This window comes from Pseudomonas sp. UYEF17, from assembly GCF_040546125.1.
GTDB lineage: Bacteria > Pseudomonadota > Gammaproteobacteria > Pseudomonadales > Pseudomonadaceae > Aquipseudomonas > Aquipseudomonas putida_Z.
The window spans coordinates 211,498-230,109 of sequence record NZ_JBEPNE010000002.1; the positions used below are offsets into that span (position 1 = coordinate 211,498).

The window sequence follows — 18,612 nt, forward strand, 5'->3', positions numbered from 1 at the left end:
ACTTTCGCCGCAAACCCCCAGCCTAGAGCACTTCCGCGGCCCTTTGTAGGAGCGGCCTTGTGTCGCGATGGGGCGCGAAGCGGCCCCAGGTTTTGTGCCACAGCAACAATTGCCGGGGGCTGCTACGCAGCCCTTTCGCTACACAAGGCCGCTCCTACAGAGACCGCGCAGGCCTCAGAACTGGCAATTGGATGCCGAATGTATTGAACCCAGCGGCACTACGCACGAACACCTCCCCGCCATGCATCAGCGCAATCGCCTTGACGATCGCCAACCCCAACCCATGGTTACCCCCACCACTGTTGCTACGTGCCGCATCCACCCGGTAGAAGCGTTCGAACAGCAACGGCAGGTGCTCATCTTCGATCGCCGGCCCCGGGTTGCTCACGGCGATGCTGACCTGCTGCGGCCCGGCATCGATCTGCACCTTGATCACCTGGTGCGGTGCGGTGTGCTGCACAGCGTTGTTCAGCAGGTTGATCAGCGCCCGGCGCAGCTGGGCCTTTTCGATGGGCGCCCGGGCATCGCCGCTCACGCTCACGCTGACCTGTGCGTCTTCGAGAATGTAGTCGAGGTAATCGAGGGTGGTCGCCACTTCCTCGGCCAGCGAGGCCTGGGTCAGGGCCGTGGCCTTGCTGCCCTGGTCGGCACTGGCCAGGAACAGCATGTCGTTGATGATGCTGCGCAGGCGCTCCAGCTCCTCAAGGTTCGATTGCAGCACTTCGAAATAATGCTCGGCGCTGCGCCCGCGGGTCAGCGCCACCTGGGTCTGGCCGATCAGGTTGGTCAGCGGCGAGCGCAGTTCGTGGGCGACGTCGGCATTGAACGCCTCCAGCCGCGAGTAGGCCTGGCTTACCCGGTCGAGCGCCGCATTGAAGGCGCCGGCGAACTGCGCCAGTTCCGGGGCCAGGGCGTGGGTCTGCAGGCGCCCGTCCAGGCGCGGAGGGGCCAGGGCCTGGGCCTCAACGGACAATGCCAGCAGTGGGCGCAGGCCGATACGCGCCACCCAGTAGCCCAGCAGCGAGGCCAGCAGCACGCCGAGCACCGCCAGCCCGACAATCGCCACCAGCAGGCTGTGCTGCGCCTGCCAGAATGTTTCGGTGTCGATCCCAATCAGAAAGCGCAGCGGCGGCCGTTCGCCCAGGGCCGGCAGTTCGCTGACCAGCACCTTGTAAGGGTAGGGCCGGTCGGGCAGGCGCAGGTCGCGCATGCCCTGCGCGCCTTCGGCGAATGCGCGGACCAGCTCGCTGGGGTGGCCGTATTCGTAGGCCGGGTTGCTGCTGACCACCCAGAAGCGAATGCGCTTGTCCTCTTCACTGAGCAGGTTGAGCTTGTTGTTGATCTTGACCCAGTGCTCCGGTGTGCCGAAACGGTTGAGGGTGGACTCGAGCACGCTGAAGCGCGCATCCAGCTCGGCCTGCGGCAGCAGGTCGAGGCTGCGGTCGACCTGGCGGTACAGCGCCGAGCCGATCAGCAGGAATACGCCCAGCGCCACCAGGATGAACAGCGCCGACAGGCGCAGCGCGATGGAATTACCCCGCACGGTTTTCCAGGACATAGCCCATGCCTCGGATGGTGTGCAGCAACTTGTTGTCGAAAGGCCCGTCGAGCTTGGCGCGCAGGCGCTTGATCGCCACTTCGACGACGTTGGCATCGCTGTCGAAATTGATGTCCCAGACCAGCTCGGCAATCGCCGTCTTCGACAGGATTTCACCTTGTCGGCGGGCCAGCACGCTGAGCAGCGAGAACTCCTTGGCCGTCAGCTCCAGGCGTTGGCCGGCGCGCGTGGCCTTGCGCGCCATCAGGTCGATCCACAGGTCACCCACCTGCACCTGCAGCGGTTCATGGTTGCTGCTACGGCGGGTCAGGGCTTGCAGGCGGGCGACCAGTTCGAGGAAGGAAAACGGCTTGCCCAGATAGTCGTCGGCACCCTCGCGCAGGCCATGGATACGGTCTTCGACCCGTTCACGGGCGGTCAGCATGATGACCGGTGTCTGCTTGCGCGCGCGCAGGGCGCGCAGCACGCCATACCCGTCCAGGCCAGGCAGCATCACGTCCAGCACGATCACCGCGTAGTCACCTTCCAGGGCCAGGTGCAGGCCATCGATGCCGTCCCGCGCCAGGTCGACGGTAAACCCCTGCTCGCTGAGGCCGCGATGCAGGTAGTCGGCGGTTTTTTCTTCGTCTTCGATGATCAGCACACGCATGGTCTTGTCCTAACTGGCACTGGGCGCCGCCGCACGGGCGGCCTGGCGGCGGTGGAACAGGCGCTCCAGGGCCAAGTATATGACCGGGGTGGTGAACAGCGTCAGCGCCTGGCTCACCAGCAGGCCGCCAACCACGGCGATGCCCAGTGGCTGGCGCAGTTCGGAACCGGTGCCGAAGCCGAACATCAGCGGCACCGCGCCGAGCAAGGCGGCCAGGGTGGTCATGATGATCGGCCGGAAGCGCGTCAGGCAGGCCTGGTGGATCGCCTGCTCCGGGGTCAGGCCCTGGCGGCGTTGGGCTTCGAGGGCGAAGTCGATCAGCAGGATGCCGTTTTTCTTGACGATACCAATCAGCAGCACCACACCGATCAGCCCCATGATGCTGAAGTCCTGGCCCATGGCCCACAGCAGGATCAGTGCGCCGAGGCCGGCCGAGGGCAGGGTGGAGATGATCGTCAGCGGGTGGACGAAGCTTTCATACAGCACGCCGAGAATGATGTACACCGCCACCAGCGCAGCCAGGATCAGCCACGGCTGGCTCGACAGCGAACTCTGGAAGGCCTGGGCCGCGCCCTGGAAGTTGCCGCTGATGGAGTCGGGCATGCCCAGTTCGCGCTGGGTGCGCTCGAGGATGGTCACCGCATCGCCCAGGGCCACGCCCGGGGCCAGGTTGAACGACAGGTTGGCTGCCGGGAACAGGCCATCGTGGCTGATCGACAGTGGCCCGGTGCTGGGCGGCGCCACATGGGCCACTGCCGACAGCGGCACCATCTCGTTGGTCAGCGGCGAGCGCAGGTAAAAGTAGTTGAGGCTTTCGGCCTTGCCGCGCTGGCGGGCATCCAGTTCGAGGATCACCTTGTACTGGTTGGTCTCGGTCTGGAATTCACTGATCTGCCGCTGGCCGAAGGCGTCGTACAACGCCTGGTCGACGTCGGTGGTGGTCAGGCCGAAACGTGCCGCGGCCTGGCGGTCGATATCGATGCGGGTGACGCTGGCGCCCAGTTGCAGGTCGTTGGACAGGTCGCGGAACGCCGGGATTTCCCGCAGGCGCTCGGTCAGGCGCTGGGTCCACAGGTTCAGCGCCATGCCGTCGTTGCTCTTGAGCACGTACTGGTACTGGGTGCGCGACGGGCCGGAGCTCAGGTTGATGTCCTGGCCGGCACGCATGTACAGGACGATGCCTGGTACCTGGGCCAGCTTGGGCCGCAGCCGGTCGATCAGTTCGCTGGCCGACACATCGCGTTCGCCACGCGGCTTGAGGGCGATCCAGAAGCGGCCGTTGGCGATGGTCTGGTTGCTGCCGGTGACGCCCACCGAGTGGGAGAACGCGCGCACCGCCGGGTCGGCCTCGATGATTTTGGCCAGCGCCTGGTGCTTCTCGATCATCGACGGGTACGACACATCCGCCGCCGCCTCGCTGGTGCCGAGGATGAAGCCGGTGTCCTGCAGCGGGAAAAAGCCCTTTGGGATACCCACGTAACCGGCCACTGCCAGGGCCAGGGTCAGGCCGAACATGCCGAGGGTCAGGCGCTGGTGGGCGAGGGCGCGGTCCAGGCCCTTTTCGTACCACCTGACCAGCCGCTCGCCGAAGCCGCCCTTGTGCTCTCCGGGCGGGCGGCGCATGAACAGTGCGCACAGGGTTGGCGCCAGGGTCAGCGAAACCACCACCGAAATCAGGATGGTGGCGGTGGCGGTAAGGGCGAACTCCTTGAACAGCCGGCCGACCACGCCGCCCATGAACAGCAGCGGGATGAACGCGGCGATCAGCGAGAAACTGATCGACACCACGGTGAAGCCGATTTCCCCGGCGCCCTTGAGCGCCGCCGTGCGGCTGTCGTCGCCGGCCTCCAGGTGGCGGTGGATGTTTTCCACCACGACGATGGCATCGTCGACCACGAAGCCCACCGAGATGACGATGGCCACCAGGGTCAGGTTGTTCAGGCTGAAGCCGAAGATGTACATCAGCGCGCAACTGGCGATCAGCGATACGCCGAGCACGCTGGACACCACCAGGGTCGCCGACCACTGGCGCAGGAACAGCGCCATCACCCCGATCACCAGGGCCACGGCGATCATCAGGGTCAGCTCCACTTCATGCAGCGAGGCACGGATGGTCTGGGTGCGGTCCTGCAGCACCGACACTTCGACCGAGGCTGGCAGCATCTCCTGCAGCTTGGGCAGGGCAGCCAGTACCCGGTCCACGGTATCGACGATGTTGGCGCCAGGCTGGCGGAAAATCACCAGGTTCAGCCCGGGCTGGTCGCCGGACCAGGCTTTGACATAGGCGTTCTCGGCGCCATTGATCACCTTGGCCACGTCCTTCAGGTGCACCGGTGCACCGTCACGGTAGGAGACGATCAGCTGGGCGTAGTCGTCAGGGTGGAACAACTGGTCATTGGCGGCGATGGTCGACACGCTGTGTTCGCCGTACAGCGCGCCCTTGGCCAGGTTCAGGCTGGTCTGCTGGATGGCCTGGCGCAAGTCGGCCAGGGTCAGGCCGATGGCGGCCAGTTTCTCGGGTTGCGCCTGCACGCGGATTGCCGGGCGCAGTTGCCCGGTGATGTTGATCAGGCCGACCCCGTCGATCTGGCTCAGCTGGCGCGCGAGCAGGGTTTCGGCGTAGTCGCTGAGGTCGTTGCCAGGCATCTGGCTGGAGCTGACCGTCAGCACCAGCACCGGGCTGTCGGCCGGGTTGACCTTGCGCCAGGTCGGCGGGTTGGGCAGGTCTTGCGGCAAGCGCGCGGTGGCGGTGTTGATGGCCGCCTGCACTTCCTGGGCGGCGGTGTCGATGTTCTTGTCGAGCGTGAACTGCAGGATCAGGTTGGTCGAGCCCAGTGCGCTGCTGCTGGTCATCTGGGTCATGCCGGGGATGGCGCTGAACTGCACTTCCAGCGGCGTGGCCACCGACGAGGCCATGGTTTCCGGGCTGGCGCCGGGCAGCTGGGCGGTGACCTGGATGGTCGGGAAGTCGGCTTCCGGCAGTGGTGCCACCGGCAGGCGCGGGAAGGCGATGGCCCCCAGCAGCACCAGGGCGAAGGTCAGCAGCAGGGTGGCGATGGGGTGGTCGATGCACCAGGCCGAAACACCGTTGCGCGTGTTCATGGCTGGCTCCGGCGGTCGGCCATTTCCGAGGGGGCGGGGGCGTCGGGGGCCACCTCGACCCGCGAACCGGGCTTGAGCCGCGACTGGCCATCGAGCACCAGGCGCTCGCCCGGCTTGACCCCGGCAATGATGTTCAGCCCGCTGTCCTGGTACAGCACCTTGACCGGCACACTGGTGACCTTGTCACCGTCCAGGCGGTAGACAAAGTGCCCGTCGACGCCGCGCTGTACCACAGGCGGCGGTACCACCAGGGCGTTTTCTTCCACGGCGGTGCGCAGGCGGATGGTGACCAGCTGGCCCGGCCACAGGCGGCCGTCCTTGTTGTCGAACTCGGCTTTTATCCGCACGGTGCCGGTGGTGGCGGAGATCTGGTTGTCGATCAGTGCCAGGTGGCCTTCGCCGAGCAGGCTGCGTTCGCCGTCGGCATCCATGTAGGCCTGCACCAGTGCCGGGGTGGGCGCCTTCAGCAGGCTTTGCAGGGTCGGCAGCATTTGCTGCGGCAGGGCGAATTCGACGGCGATCGGGTCGATCTGGGTGACGCTGAACAGGCTGCGGGTATCGCTGGTGCGTACCAGGTTACCGGGGTCGACGTTGCGAATACCCACCCGGCCGGTCACCGGCGAGCGGATCTGCGTGTACGACAGCTGCACCTCGGCATTGGCGATGGCCGCCTGGTTGCCCTTGACCGTGGCTTGCAGGCGGTTGACCAGGGCCTGCTGCTGGTCGAGGGTCTGCTTCGAAACGCCGTTGTCGGTACTCAGCAGGCGGTAGCGCTGCAGGTCGACGTTGGCTACCTGGATCTGTGCCTGGCTCTGGCCAAGTTCGGCACGGGCCTGGTCGAGGTTGGCGCGGATGGCGCGGTCGTCGAGGGTGGCCAGCAGGTCGCCTTCCTTCACCCACTGGCCTTCCTTGACCAGCACCTGGGTCAGTACCCCCTCCACTTGCGGGCGCACCTCGACGCTGTGCAGCGACAGCACCGAGCCGATGGCGCTGGCGTAGCGCGGCACGTTCTGCTGCACGACACTGACCACGCGCACCGGGATGGCAGTTTGCGCGCGGGTGGCAGGTGCTGGCTGGCGCTGGCCGAACCAGATACCCGCTACCGCCAGGACCAGGAGTGCCAGGGCGGCGAGGATGACAGGGCGGGACGGACGTCGCATCGGTGCGGGCACCTTGGCCAGAGGGGAGGGGAATGGTTGTCTGTATTCAAGCTTATAGCCCCCGAACCGGTTCGGCAGCGTGACCGCTGGCTGACAGCGCTGTCAGTTTTGCCTGCACCGCAGGAGATCGCTCGCCTTTTTGCGCTGCGCTGTCGTGCAGAGAACTGATCAGCCGGGTGATCCGCGTACCCTGTGGGAGCGGGTTTACCCGCGAAGAATCCAGCGCGGTACATGGCACCGGCTCCGCCGGTGTTCGCGGCTAAAGCCGCTCCCACAGGGATGGCGCCGGTTCATAGATCTGGAACAGGACAGTTGCCCCCGCCAAGGCATAGCTAGAAGCTGATGAAGGCGTAATACACCGGGGGCTCGTTGGTGGTGCGCAAACCATGCTCCTGCAGGCTCGCCACCAGCGCCGCGTCCTCCACATGCAGGGCCCACTCTGCCCGGCCAACCTCCGGTACCTGGGCCAGGGCCGCGCTGAACGCGCCCATGTCAGGCAAGTAGGCAGTAAACCCGTTGCCCTTGAGCGCACTGGTGGTCATGCCCAGCGCCTGGCACACCGCCACCTTGGCGGCGATGTCATCGCGGTCGGCCTGGCGTGAGGCCTGCACCAGCGCCTCCAGCCCGGCATCGACCAGTTGCTTGCCGTGAATCAGCTCCGGCCCCTGTTGCCAGGCTTCCGGCGGGCAGTCCTTGCTGCCTGGCCGCAGCGGGATATGCGGGTTTATTTCCACCGGGTAGATGCGACAGACCAGCGGCCGCTCGTCATAGATGGTGCACAGGTCGTTGTCGTCGAGGTTGCGGCAGCGCCCGGGGTTGAAGGCGGCAAAGGTCACCGATACGCGCGCTTCGCCGTCGCCGCAGGGCACGGGATGGGAACGACGCAGCACATGATCACGCTGTTCTACCGGCATGCCAGGGCCGTCCGCCACGAAGGCTTCGATCAGCACCACCACCTGGCCGCCGTTGTCCGCCCAGCGGCGCGCTTCGGCCAGGGTCAAGGGCACGTGGTGGCCGGTACAGCACTTGCCGCAGCCGGTACAGGCGAAACGCAGGTTGTCGGTCACTTGGCTTCCGGGCTCCACTCGCTGACGAAGGCGCGCTGGTGCTGGCGGTCGTACAGGCAAAGCTCGGTGCCGGTGCGCTGCTGCATGTGCTTCTGGGGGTAGACGCCTTCGATCAGCAGGGCGCTCATGCCGACCTGGTCATCGAACTCGGCGGGCTTGCTGCGGGCGTGGGCATCCTTGAACTGGCTGGCAGCCAGGCAGGCCTTGAGCATCTGCTGGCGCTGCTCGTTCCAGGCCTGGCTGCTGGAGGCCTGGGCGATACCGCTGAAGAGGGCGCAACTGATCAGGATAGAGCTGAGAAACTTCATACGCGATTCCGGCAAGTTACTTGCGAGGGGCGCGAATTATGCCCGACTCGACCCCGGCGGCAAGCCGGGGAGTTTGTCTCCGAATATATCAGCGCTCGGCGAACACCACGGCGCGCGCCGCCACCACCAGACAATCGGTCAGCTCCGGCGAGGAGAACTTGGTGAGGATGGCATTGGCCCCGGCCTGGGTCGCCTTTTCGCTGCTCATGGCGCTGTCCAGCGAGGTGTGCAGCAATATGTACAGATGCTGGAAATCGGGGGTTTCGCGCAGGGTGCGAGTGAAGGCGTAGCCGTCCATTTCGCTCATTTCGATGTCGGAGACGATCACGTTGATTTCCTGCGCGGTGCCTTGCAGTTCAAGCAGCACGTTGATGGCGTCCTTGGCGCTGCGCGCGGTATGGCATTCGATGCCGAGGTTGCGCAGGGTGTGCACCGACTGCTGCAGGGCCACCTGGCTGTCGTCCACCACCAGGATGTTGGCGGCGGCCAGCAGGCTGGCATCTTCCTCGCTCAAGGTGCCGTGAGGCTGCTCGGGCACCGGCGGGGCGATGGCGTGGATGACTTTTTCGATGTCCAGCACCTGCACCAGGGTGTTGTCGACCCGGGTCACGCCGGTGATGAACGAGCGGCTGCCCGAGCCGTAGGGTGGTGGTTTGATGTCGGTGCTCAGGCAATGCACGATGCGGCTGACCGCCTGCACATGCAGGCCCTGGCGCGAGCGGCTGATCTCGGTGACGATCAGGCAGCCGCCGTCCGGGTCGGCCAGCGGCCGTTCGCCGATGGCGCGGGACAGGTCGATGACCGACAGCGGATTACCGCGCAGGGTCGCCACGCCTTTCACGTGGGGGTGCGATTCGGGCAGTTTGGTCAGCGGCGGGCAGGGAATTATCTCGCTGACCTTGAGCAGGTTGATTGCCATCAACTTGCCGCTGCGCAGGGTGAACAGCAGCAGGGACAGCGAATCCGCGCGGGCATTTGGCGTGGCCATGGTGACCTTCGTGGGGAACAGGGGATAACCGGTTATCGGCCTGTTCGGGCTTGGCTTTAGTCATTTTGCACCGAGCCAAGGAATGCTCTGGACCCTGTGGGAGCGGCTTTAGCCGCGAACACCGGCGCAGCCGGTGCCATGCACCGCGTTGGATTCTTCGCGGCTAAAGCCGCTCCCACAGGTACCGCGCTGGTTTCAATCAGCGCAGCCCCAGCCTACGGGCCAGGCGACTAAGGTTGGCGCGGTCCAGGCCGAGTTCCCGGGCAGCCGCTGCCCAGTTTTCTTCGTGCCGCTGCAGGCAGGCCTCGATCACCTGGCGCTGGTAGTCGTCGACGGCTGCGCGCAGGCCCCCCTCGGGTAGCGGCGCCGCCGGCAAGGGCACAGCAGGGGAGGGCGGGGTGCCGGGCGTTGCCGTTGCGCGCAGGTCCAGATCGATGGCTTCCAGGGTGAGGATGCGTGGCCTGTCGGAATGTTGGCCCAGCGCCTTGAGCGCCGAGCGGCCGATCAGGTGTTCCAGTTCACGCACGTTGCCTGGCCAGTCGTAGGCCAGCAGCGCGGCCTGGGCCTCGCTGCTCAGGCGCAGGCTGTTCAGGCCCAGGCGCGAACGGTTCTGTTCGAGGAAGTAGCCGGCCAGTAGCAGCACATCACGCCCACGTTCGCGCAACGGCGGCACATGCAGCGGGTATACGCTGAGGCGGTGGTAGAAGTCGGCGCGGAAGTTGCCAGTGCGCACTTCTGCTGCCAGGTCGCGGTTGGTGGCTGCGATCAGGCGCACATCCACCCGGTGTTCGCGGTCCGAACCCAGGCGCTGCAACTGGCCGCTCTGCAGCACGCGCAACAGCTTGGCTTGCACCGTCAGTGGCAGCTCACCGACTTCGTCGAGGAACAGTGTGCCGCCGTTGGCCAACTCGAACTTGCCGCGGCGCTCGCCATGGGCGCCGGTGAAGGCACCGCGCACATGGCCGAACAGTTCGCTTTCCACCAGGGTGTCGGGCAGGGCGGCACAGTTGAGGCTGACCAGCGGTTTGTCGGCGCGGTTGCTGGCCTGGTGCAGGGCCTGGGCCACCAGCTCCTTGCCGACGCCGGTCTCACCGGTGATCAGCACGGTAAGGTCGCTGCCACCGACCAGGCGGATTTCCTCCACCAGGCGCTTGTGCGCGGGGCTCTGGCCAATCAGCTCTTTGTCCTGGCCGCTGGCCTGGCGGTAGATCTCCGCGCGGTGGTGTTCGTCTTCCGCGCGCAGGGCCAGGTGCTCGATGCGCTCGGCCACGGTGACCGTGGCGGCGGCCAGGCTGGCGAAGGCCTGCAGGGCGCCCAGCTCCAGGCTCTGGAACTGCCCGGGGGTGAGGGCGTCGAGGGTAACCAGGCCCCAAGGGCGCTCGTCGACCATCAACGGGCAGCCCATGCAGTCATGTACCTCCAGGTTGGCATCGGGGGCGTTGACCAGGCCGTCGTAAGGGTCGGGCAGCTCGGAGTCGCTGGCGAAGCGGGTGGGTTCCGCGCTGCTGAGCAGGATCTGGAAGCGAGGGTGCTCGCTGACCCGGAAGCGCCGGCCCAGGGTATCGGGGCTCAGGCCGTCCACTGCCAGCGGCACCAGCCACTCGCCGTCCAGGCGCAGCAGCGCGGCGGCATCGCAGGGCAGCAACCCACGCATGGCCTGCAGCAGGCGGCGATAGCGTTCCTGGTCGGGCAGGTCGCGGGAAAGGTCGCTGACCAGGGGCAGCAGGGTGGTGAGCAGGGGCTTCGTGGTCATATGGACTCCTGTGGGTCGATATGACTATACGTCGAGGTGGGTCGTTTTGACATGACCTGCGTCAACCCCCTGATTTTGCTGGAGATAAAAGTTGGCATGATTGATGTAATAGCTCGGGCAGTCATTTGAAGCCACAGGCTCAGGAGTTGTTGCAATGCTCAATGCCGAACAACGTGCAATCATCAAGGCCACTGTCCCCCTGCTGGAAAGCGGCGGCGAAGCGCTGACCACCCACTTCTACAAGATGATGCTCAGCGAGTACCCGCAAGTGCGCCCGCTGTTCAACCAGGCCCACCAGGCCAGCGGTGACCAACCGCGCGCCCTGGCCAACGGCGTGCTGATGTATGCCCGCCACATCGACCAGCTGGAGCAGCTTGGCGGCCTGGTCGGCCAGATCATCAACAAGCACGTTGCCTTGCAGATTCTGCCGGAGCACTACCCGATTGTCGGCAGCTGTCTGCTGCGCGCCATCGAAGAAGTGCTGGGCAAGGAAATCGCCACCCCCGCCGTGATCGACGCCTGGGGCGCGGCCTATGGCCAGCTGGCCGACATCCTGATCGGTGCGGAAGAGAACCTCTATAAACAGAAGGAAGAAGCCGAAGGCGGCTGGCGCGGTACCCGCGAATTCCGCCTGGTGCGCCGTGAGCAGGAAAGCAGCGAAATCGTTTCGTTCTACTTTGCCCCTGTGGATGGCAAGCCGGTGCTCAAGGCCGAGCCTGGCCAGTACATCGGCCTGAAGCTGGACATCGACGGCGCCGAGCAGCGCCGCAACTACTCCCTGTCGGCACTGTGCGACGGCAAGGAATACCGCATCAGCGTCAAGCGCGAGGCGGGTGGCAAGGTTTCCAACTACCTGCACGATGTGCTGGCGGTGGGCGATACCCTGCAGCTGTTCCCGCCGGCTGGCGATTTCACCCTGGCAGCGAGCGACAAGCCGCTGGTGCTGATCAGCGGTGGCGTGGGTATTACCCCGACCCTGCCAATGCTGCAGGCGGCACTGCAAACCCAGCGTGAGGTGCATTTCATTCACTGCGCCCGCAACGGCGCTGTGCATGCCTTCCGCGACTGGATCGACGAGCTGGCCGAGCGTCACCCGCAGCTCAAGCGCTTCTACTGCTATGCAGAACCGCAGGGTGGTGCCGCGGCTGATGCCGTGGGCCTGCTGAGCGAGGACCTGCTGGCCGAGTGGCTGCCGCAAGAGCGAGATGTGGATGCCTACTTCCTCGGGCCCAAGGGCTTCATGGCGGCGGTCAAGCGCCAGTTGAAGGGCCTGGGTGTGCCAGAGCAGCAGAGCCGTTACGAGTTCTTCGGGCCGGCGGCTGCGCTGGAGTGATGTAGCGCCTGCACTGGCCTCTTCGCGGGTAAACCCGCTCCCACAGGGACCGCACGGGTTTCAGCCCTTGTGGGGATCTGTGGGAAATTTAGTGGTTTTCAACAAACCAGCCCCCACAGGGACCGCGCAAATTTCAATGCCTGCGCGATCCCTGTGGGAGCGGGTTTACCCGCGAAGAGGCCGGTACAGGCTTACAGCGTATTCATCCCAGCCGCTGGCAAGCCAGCTCCCTTGCAGCACTGCTCCCGCCCGTGGGTAATCGAGAACGAAACGGTCGATCGCATTCGCCGCCTGGGGGCTGGCTTGCCAGCGGCTGGGCCGCACCTCACCTTCCTGCCTATATAAAGGAGAGATGAAAGCAGCTGTGCAGCTTTCATCTTTAATCCTCCTTTAATCACGGTATCCTTCACTCCCGGGTGTCGAGGGGCTTGCCCCTGCGCGGCACCCGGGCAGCCGCTTTTTTGCCGCCCGGCGTTGAACCGACGTCGTTGCGGCCGGTCTCAGCCACACCGGATAGCCCTGCGCAGCGCTATCACGCCGCTTCCTCGGCACGCTCAAAGGCCCTGCCCAGCGTGTAGACTTGCGCCAGGCAGGCGGATCACGCTGCCACTATCCATCGAAGGAACCGGCAATGAACGAACAAACATCGCGCCTGAATCGGGAACGGCGCTTTCTGGTACTGTTGGGCCTGATCTGCCTTTCGCTGATCGGTGGCGCCCTCTACATGCAGATAGTCCTGGGCGAGGCACCATGCCCGCTGTGCATCCTGCAACGTTATGCGCTGTTGTTCATCGCCGTGTTCGCCTTCATCGCCGCAGCGATGCCCGGGCGCCGCAGCCTGACCTTCTTCGAGGCACTGGTGGTACTCAGCGCCATTGGCGGAATCGTTGCGGCCGGCAACCATGTGTATATACTCGCCAACCCCATGGTCAGTTGCGGCATCGACACCCTGCAGCCGATCGTGGACGACCTGCCGCTGGCCAAGCTCTGGCCGCTGGTGTTCCAGGTCGACGGCTTCTGCAGCACGCCGTACCCGCCGATCCTCGGTCTGTCGCTGGCGCAATGGGCGCTGGTGGCGTTCGTCCTGACGGCCGTCCTGGTTCCGCTCGGGATCTACCGCAACCGACGCCAGGCTTAGACAAAAGTCCCGAACGGCATGGGGTCTTTTACGCCGCATGAGAAGAGGGAAAATTCGCTCACCGCTTGATCCAGATCAACCCAGAGGCCTTGCAGAATGCGGCTTTGGGGCCTATCAAGCGGGGTGCGACAAACTGTCGCGAAGTTGAATTTTTGAGCAGCATTGTTACAGATTCTGTAAAGGACTGTTGCTCAATAAGTCATAGTCAAGGGTTGGCGACCTATCTACAATCGCCCCCAATTTCCGTTCGGCACTGCTTGCAAGTCGCAGGATTGAAGGAAGCCCCAGCGCTCCTTTTTGCTGACTTCGTCAAGTTTCGCCCAACGGCGATACCGGGCGGACCCCCCTCCGCGTTTTCCCGCACCAAATGGACTTGGTCTGAAGTACAGGCCTGTTGCCTACGAAACCATAAGCACCGCTAACCCGCTTGACGCCAAGGTCCTGCAGTCGGACCCCGGGCAGGAGCGAGTACGGGCGCGAAATGCCGCACTTGGCAGGACGAAGTGTTGGCTACCAAAACACAAATTGCATTGAAGCAAGCTGATCTAGAGGTCGTGAGATGAGTAAAAAGCGTTACCCCAGACTGTTTGGCATATTGCCCTTTTTAGGCATGCTTTTACTCAGTGGGTGCAACTGGACCCTGCTCGACCCGAAAGGTCAGGTCGGCATTGAGCAAAAGAACCTGATCCTGATCGCTACCGGCCTGATGCTGCTGGTGGTGATTCCTGTCATTATCATGACCGTGGTTTTCGCCTGGAAGTACCGTGCTTCCAACAAGGCTGCCACCTACACCCCTGACTGGTCGCACTCGACCAAGATCGAAGCCGCGGTGTGGATCATCCCGATCCTGATCATCATCGCCCTGGGCTACTTCACCTACCACTCCACCCACAAGCTGGACCCGTACCGTCCGCTGGATTCCGATGTGAAGCCGGTGCAGATCGACGTGGTCGCGCTGGACTGGAAGTGGCTGTTCATCTACCCGGAGCAGGGCATTGCCACGGTCAACAAGATCGTCTTCCCGGCTAACACTCCGGTCAACTTCCGCGTCACTTCCGACGCCGTGATGAACTCGTTCTTCATCCCGGGCCTGGGCGGCCAGATCTACGCCATGGCCGGCATGACCACCAAGCTGCACCTGATCGCCAACGAAAACGGCGAGTTCGACGGTATCAGCGCCAACTACAGCGGTGCTGGCTTCACCGGCATGAAATTCAAGGCTACTGCCACCTCTCAGGAAGACTTCGACAAGTGGGTCGCCGAGGTCAAGCAGTCGCCGAAGAAGCTGGACAAGGCCGAATACGACGCCTTGGCCAAACCAAGCGAAAACAACCCAGTCGCGCTGTATAGCGAGGCTTCGCCTGACCAGTTCCAGCTGATCGTCGACAAGTACGAAGGCATGAACCGCGGTCGTCCGAGCCACGAAGAAGCAGGCAGCAAAGATCTGGCCACTACCAAGGGTGTGGAATCGAGTATGCAACCAGCTGCCGGTGCAGAGGAGTAAGAGATGTTCGGTAAACTAAGCCTGGAGGCGATACCCTATCACGAGCCGATAGTCATGGTGACGCTTGCCATGATCGCGCTCGGCGGTATCGCTGTCGTCGGTGCTATCACCTACTTCCGCAAGTGGACCTACTTGTGGAGCGAGTGGTTGACGACTGTCGACCACAAGAAAATCGGGGTGATGTACATCATCGTCGCGATGGTCATGCTGCTGCGCGGCTTTGCCGACGCCATCATGATGCGTACCCAGCTGGCTGCCGCTACCGGTGGCTCCGAAGGCTACCTGCCGCCTGAACACTATGACCAGATCTTCACCGCTCACGGTGTGATCATGATCATCTTCATGGCGATGCCGTTCTTCACCGGCCTGATGAACCTGGCGGTTCCTCTGCAGATCGGTGCACGTGACGTTGCCTTCCCGTTCCTGAACTCCCTGAGCTTCTACCTGCTGCTGGCAGGCGTGCTGCTGGTCAACATCTCGCTGGGCGTTGGTGAATTCGCCAAAACCGGCTGGGTTGCCTATCCGCCGCTCGCGGGCATTCAGTACAGCCCTGGGGTGGGTGTCGACTACTACATCTGGGCGCTACAGCTCTCAGGCCTGGGTACGACGCTTACCGGCGTGAACTTCCTCGTCACCGTGATGAAGATGCGCGCACCTGGCATGAAGCTGATGGACATGCCGATCTTCACCTGGACCTGCACCTGGGCCAACGTGCTGATCGTGGCTTCCTTCCCGATCCTGACCGCTGCACTCGCTCTGCTGACTGTTGACCGTTATCTGGACTTCCACATCTTCACCAACGAGCTTGGTGGGAACCCGATGATGTACGTCAACCTGTTCTGGGCGTGGGGTCACCCTGAGGTTTACATCCTGATCCTGCCGGCCTTCGGTGTGTTCTCGGAAGTTACCTCCACCTTCTCCGGCAAGCGTCTGTTCGGCCACCACTCGATGATCTACGCATCGGGCGCCATCGCCGTGCTGGGCTTCGCCGTATGGCTGCACCACTTCTTCACCATGGGTGCCGGCGCCAGCGTCAACACCTTCTTCGGCCTGGCGACGATGCTGATCTCCATTCCGACCGGTGTGAAGCTGTTCAACTGGCTGTTCACCATCTACCAGGGCCGTCTGCGCTTCACCGCGCCGATCATGTGGACCCTGGGCTTCATGATCACCTTCTCCATCGGTGGCATGACTGGCGTTCTGCTGGCTGTTCCAGGTGCTGACTTCGTGCTGCACAACAGCCTGTTCGTAATTGCTCACTTCCACAACGTGATCATCGGTGGTGCGGTATTCGGCTACATCGCCGGCTTCGCCTACTGGTTCCCGAAAGCCTTCGGTTTCACCCTGAACGAGAAGTGGGGCAAGGCTGCCTTCTGGTTCTGGATCTCGGGCTTCTACGTAGCGTTCATGCCGCTGTACGCCCTGGGCTTCATGGGCATGACCCGTCGTCTGAACCACTCCGACAACCCACTGTGGGAACCCTACCTGTACGTAGCCGTTGTCGGCGCCGTGCTGATCCTGTTCGGTATCGCCTGCCAGCTGATCCAGCTGTACGTATCGGTTCGCGACCGCAACCAGAACCTGGACGTGACCGGCGACCCATGGGGCGGCCGTACCCTGGAATGGTCGACTTCGTCGCCACCTCCGTTCTACAACTTCGCCCACATGCCTGAGAAGGTTGGCCTGGACGCCTGGCACGAAGCCAAGGAAGCCGGTGTCGCCTACAAGCCTGCGGCCAAGTACGAAGCGATCCACATGCCGAGCAACACCGCCACCGGTTTGTTCATGGGCCTGTTCCTGACCGTCTTCGGCTTCGCCTTCATCTGGCACATCTGGTGGCTGGTTGGCGCGAGCCTGGTTGCAACCATCGCTGTCTTCGTTCGCCACGCTGCGCGTGACGACCAGGGCTACATGGTTCCGGCCGAAGAAGTGGCGCGCATCGAAGGCGAGCGCATGAAAGCGCTGGCCAAAGCAGGTGCTCTGCCTGCCGGCGCACGTGTCGAATCGTTTGAGCGGGTGTAATCAATGTCCAGTCAAGTAATGCACGGTGCTGCTCATGGTCACGACCATGGGCATGACGACCACCACCACGACTCGGGCCAGATGACCGTACTCGGTTTCTGGCTGTACCTGATGACCGACTGCATCCTGTTTGCGTCGCTCTTCGCCACCTACGCGGTGCTGTCCGGCAGTTTTGCCGGCGGCCCGTCGGGTCATGACATCTTCCAGCTCGATTTCGTAGCTGTTGAAACGCTGTTCCTGCTGCTGTCCTCGATCACCTTCGGCTTCGCCATGCTGAAGATGTTCGATGGCAAGAAAGCTGGCGTACTGGGCTGGTTGGCTGTGACCTTCCTGTTCGGTGCAGGCTTCATCGCGATGGAAATCTACGAATTCCATCACCTGATCGCTGAAGGCTTCGGCCCGCAGCGCAGTGGCTTCCTGTCGGGCTTCTTCGCCCTGGTAGGTACCCACGGTCTGCACGTGACCGCCGGCCTGATCTGGATGGCAATCATGATGTACCAGATCAACAAGCACGGCATCACGCCGACCGCCAAGACCCGCATGAGCTGCCTGAGCCTGTTCTGGCACTTCCTGGACGTGGTCTGGATCTGCGTATTCACCGTCGTCTACCTGCTGGGAGTTCTGTAATGGCTAACGCACACGACACTCATCACGAAGGTAACCACGGCAGCGTCAAGTCGTACATGATCGGCTTCATCCTGTCGATCATCCTGACTGCGATCCCGTTCGGCCTGGCCATGTCGCCAAGCCTGCCGAAGAACCTGACCGTTCTGATCATTGTTGCCATGGCCGTGATCCAGGTAGTAGTGCACCTCGTGTACTTCCTGCACATGGACCGCTCGAAAGAGCAACGCAACAACGTTTCGACGTTCCTGTTCACCACCCTGGTGATCGCTCTGCTTGTCGGCCTGTCGCTGTGGATCATGTTCAGCATCCACTTCGAAATGTTGGCCAAGTGAGGTAAGACTGCATGTCCGTTAAGCACTTTATCCAAATCACCAAACCGGGGATCATTTTCGGTAACGTGCTTTCCGTGGCAGGCGGTTTCTTCCTTGCCTCGAAGGGCCATGTGGATTTCGCCCTGTTCCTGGCGGTGGTGATCGGTACTTCGCTGGTGGTTGCGTCCGGATGCGTGTTCAACAACTGCATCGACCGTGACATCGACCACAAGATGGAGCGCACCAAGAACCGCGTCATGGTCCAGGGCGGCATGTCGCTGCCCCTCGCGCTGATCTACGCCACCCTGCTCGGGGTGGCGGGTTTCAGCCTGCTGTATGTCCAGGCCAACCCGCTGTCGGCGTTCTGTGCGCTGATCGGCTTCATCGTCTACGTCGGTTTCTACAGCCTGTGGCTGAAGCGTAAATCGGTGCACGGCACCTTGGTCGGCAGCCTTTCTGGTGCCATGCCTCCGGTGATCGGCTATTGCGCCGTGAGCAACAGCTTCGACCTGGCTGCGGTTACCCTGCTGGTGATGTTCAGCCTGTGGCAGATGCCGCACAGCTTCGCCATCGCCATCTTCCGCTTCAAGGATTACAGCGCTGCCAACATTCCGGTCCTGCCGGTGGCACGTGGCATCCTCGCGGCGAAGAAGCAGATCGTGCTGTACGTGCTGGCCTTCGTGCTCGCGACCCTGATGCTTACCCTCGGCGGTTACGCCGGCCTCGGCTACCTGGCCGTGGCAGCAGCCATGGGCCTGTACTGGCTGTACATGGCCTGGGGTGGCTACAAGGCCGAGGACGACAGCAAGTGGGCCCGCAAGGTGTTCGGCTTCTCCATCCTCACCGTTACTGCCCTGAGCGTGATGATGGGTGTGGACAGCCAGACCGCTGCGGACGTGCTGATGACATACGCACGCTGATACTGCTGCCTGTTTCACGAAAACCCCGGCCACTGTGCCGGGGTTTTTTTATGGGTGTTTTCCTGGATTTCGAGAGTAGCGCGCTCACTGTGGGAGCGGGTTTACCCGCGAAGAGGTCGAGCCTGAAAACATAAAATTCATATTTTCAAAAAATACATCTGAAAAAATATAA

General features: G+C 63.3%; 15 protein-coding genes. 7 read left to right on the forward strand and 8 right to left on the reverse strand.

Annotation, left to right across the window (positions count from 1 at the left end):
• Positions 1-154: 154 nt before the first annotated feature.
• The 8 genes from ABIB24_RS03800 to norR form a co-directional block, all read right to left on the reverse strand.
• A complete protein-coding gene (locus ABIB24_RS03800) occupies positions 155-1,558 on the reverse strand; it encodes a heavy metal sensor histidine kinase (protein WP_274078943.1) in 1,404 nt (467 codons plus the stop codon).
• Positions 1,533-2,207 carry a heavy metal response regulator transcription factor gene (locus ABIB24_RS03805; RefSeq protein WP_025337735.1) on the reverse strand — a complete coding sequence of 225 codons (675 nt, stop codon included), beginning with the start codon at positions 2,205-2,207 and terminating at the stop codon, positions 1,533-1,535. The genes ABIB24_RS03800 and ABIB24_RS03805 overlap by 26 nt, the downstream gene beginning before the upstream one ends.
• Before the next feature lie 9 nt (positions 2,208-2,216).
• Positions 2,217-5,309 (reverse strand): multidrug efflux RND transporter permease subunit, encoded by a 3,093-nt coding sequence (locus ABIB24_RS03810; protein ID WP_354316150.1) that lies wholly within the window; start codon positions 5,307-5,309, stop codon positions 2,217-2,219.
• On the reverse strand, positions 5,306-6,469 hold the full coding sequence (locus tag ABIB24_RS03815) for an efflux RND transporter periplasmic adaptor subunit (RefSeq protein ID WP_137163014.1): 1,164 nt from the start codon (positions 6,467-6,469) through the stop codon (positions 5,306-5,308). The genes ABIB24_RS03810 and ABIB24_RS03815 overlap by 4 nt, the downstream gene beginning before the upstream one ends.
• A gap of 332 nt (positions 6,470-6,801) precedes the next feature.
• Positions 6,802-7,536, reverse strand: a complete 735-nt coding sequence (locus ABIB24_RS03820) for a YkgJ family cysteine cluster protein (protein WP_274119734.1) — start codon at positions 7,534-7,536, stop codon at positions 6,802-6,804.
• On the reverse strand, positions 7,533-7,844 hold the full coding sequence (locus tag ABIB24_RS03825) for a hypothetical protein (RefSeq protein ID WP_025337739.1): 312 nt from the start codon (positions 7,842-7,844) through the stop codon (positions 7,533-7,535). Before ABIB24_RS03825 ends, ABIB24_RS03820 begins: the two co-directional genes overlap by 4 nt.
• 88 nt (positions 7,845-7,932) lie before the next feature.
• Positions 7,933-8,832: a chemotaxis protein gene (locus ABIB24_RS03830; RefSeq protein ID WP_274119733.1), complete on the reverse strand. Its 900-nt coding sequence runs from the start codon at positions 8,830-8,832 to the stop codon at positions 7,933-7,935.
• 199 nt (positions 8,833-9,031) lie between these two features.
• On the reverse strand, positions 9,032-10,585 hold the full coding sequence (norR, locus tag ABIB24_RS03835) for a nitric oxide reductase transcriptional regulator NorR (protein WP_075043808.1): 1,554 nt from the start codon (positions 10,583-10,585) through the stop codon (positions 9,032-9,034).
• A gap of 154 nt (positions 10,586-10,739) precedes the next feature.
• Here norR and hmpA point away from each other — a divergent pair, with 154 nt between their 5' ends.
• From hmpA to cyoE, 7 genes are all read left to right on the forward strand, one after another.
• Positions 10,740-11,918, forward strand: a complete 1,179-nt coding sequence (gene hmpA, locus ABIB24_RS03840; protein WP_075043809.1) for an NO-inducible flavohemoprotein — start codon at positions 10,740-10,742, stop codon at positions 11,916-11,918.
• Positions 11,919-12,549: 631 nt separating this feature from the next.
• A complete protein-coding gene (locus ABIB24_RS03845) occupies positions 12,550-13,056 on the forward strand; it encodes a disulfide bond formation protein B (RefSeq protein ID WP_025337743.1) in 507 nt (168 codons plus the stop codon).
• A 559-nt stretch (positions 13,057-13,615) separates the two neighbouring features.
• A complete protein-coding gene (gene cyoA / locus ABIB24_RS03850; protein ID WP_015268993.1) occupies positions 13,616-14,560 on the forward strand; it encodes a ubiquinol oxidase subunit II in 945 nt (314 codons plus the stop codon).
• Positions 14,561-14,563: 3 nt separating this feature from the next.
• Positions 14,564-16,582, forward strand: coding sequence for a cytochrome o ubiquinol oxidase subunit I (cyoB, locus tag ABIB24_RS03855; protein WP_025337744.1), 2,019 nt, complete (start codon positions 14,564-14,566; stop codon positions 16,580-16,582).
• A 3-nt stretch (positions 16,583-16,585) separates the two neighbouring features.
• Positions 16,586-17,209, forward strand: a complete 624-nt coding sequence (gene cyoC, locus ABIB24_RS03860) for a cytochrome o ubiquinol oxidase subunit III (RefSeq protein ID WP_025337745.1) — start codon at positions 16,586-16,588, stop codon at positions 17,207-17,209.
• Positions 17,209-17,541 (forward strand): cytochrome o ubiquinol oxidase subunit IV, encoded by a 333-nt coding sequence (gene cyoD / locus ABIB24_RS03865; RefSeq protein ID WP_003259128.1) that lies wholly within the window; start codon positions 17,209-17,211, stop codon positions 17,539-17,541. Before cyoC ends, cyoD begins: the two co-directional genes overlap by 1 nt.
• 11 nt (positions 17,542-17,552) lie before the next feature.
• Complete coding sequence (cyoE, locus tag ABIB24_RS03870; RefSeq protein ID WP_025337747.1) at positions 17,553-18,440, forward strand: heme o synthase; 888 nt, start codon at positions 17,553-17,555, stop codon at positions 18,438-18,440.
• Positions 18,441-18,612: the final 172 nt, after the last annotated feature.

Coding starts and splice junctions, on each gene's coding strand:
- ABIB24_RS03830 (WP_274119733.1), bottom strand. CDS start 8,832: ATGGCCACGCCAAATGCCCGCGCGGATTCGCTGTCCCTGCTGCTGTTC.
- cyoA (WP_015268993.1), top strand. CDS start 13,616: ATGAGTAAAAAGCGTTACCCCAGACTGTTTGGCATATTGCCCTTTTTA.
- cyoE (WP_025337747.1), top strand. CDS start 17,553: ATGTCCGTTAAGCACTTTATCCAAATCACCAAACCGGGGATCATTTTC.
- cyoD (WP_003259128.1), top strand. CDS start 17,209: ATGGCTAACGCACACGACACTCATCACGAAGGTAACCACGGCAGCGTC.
- ABIB24_RS03800 (WP_274078943.1), bottom strand. CDS start 1,558: ATGTCCTGGAAAACCGTGCGGGGTAATTCCATCGCGCTGCGCCTGTCG.
- ABIB24_RS03825 (WP_025337739.1), bottom strand. CDS start 7,844: ATGAAGTTTCTCAGCTCTATCCTGATCAGTTGCGCCCTCTTCAGCGGT.
- ABIB24_RS03810 (WP_354316150.1), bottom strand. CDS start 5,309: ATGAACACGCGCAACGGTGTTTCGGCCTGGTGCATCGACCACCCCATC.
- hmpA (WP_075043809.1), top strand. CDS start 10,740: ATGCTCAATGCCGAACAACGTGCAATCATCAAGGCCACTGTCCCCCTG.
- ABIB24_RS03815 (WP_137163014.1), bottom strand. CDS start 6,469: ATGCGACGTCCGTCCCGCCCTGTCATCCTCGCCGCCCTGGCACTCCTG.
- cyoC (WP_025337745.1), top strand. CDS start 16,586: ATGTCCAGTCAAGTAATGCACGGTGCTGCTCATGGTCACGACCATGGG.
- norR (WP_075043808.1), bottom strand. CDS start 10,585: ATGACCACGAAGCCCCTGCTCACCACCCTGCTGCCCCTGGTCAGCGAC.
- ABIB24_RS03845 (WP_025337743.1), top strand. CDS start 12,550: ATGAACGAACAAACATCGCGCCTGAATCGGGAACGGCGCTTTCTGGTA.
- ABIB24_RS03805 (WP_025337735.1), bottom strand. CDS start 2,207: ATGCGTGTGCTGATCATCGAAGACGAAGAAAAAACCGCCGACTACCTG.
- cyoB (WP_025337744.1), top strand. CDS start 14,564: ATGTTCGGTAAACTAAGCCTGGAGGCGATACCCTATCACGAGCCGATA.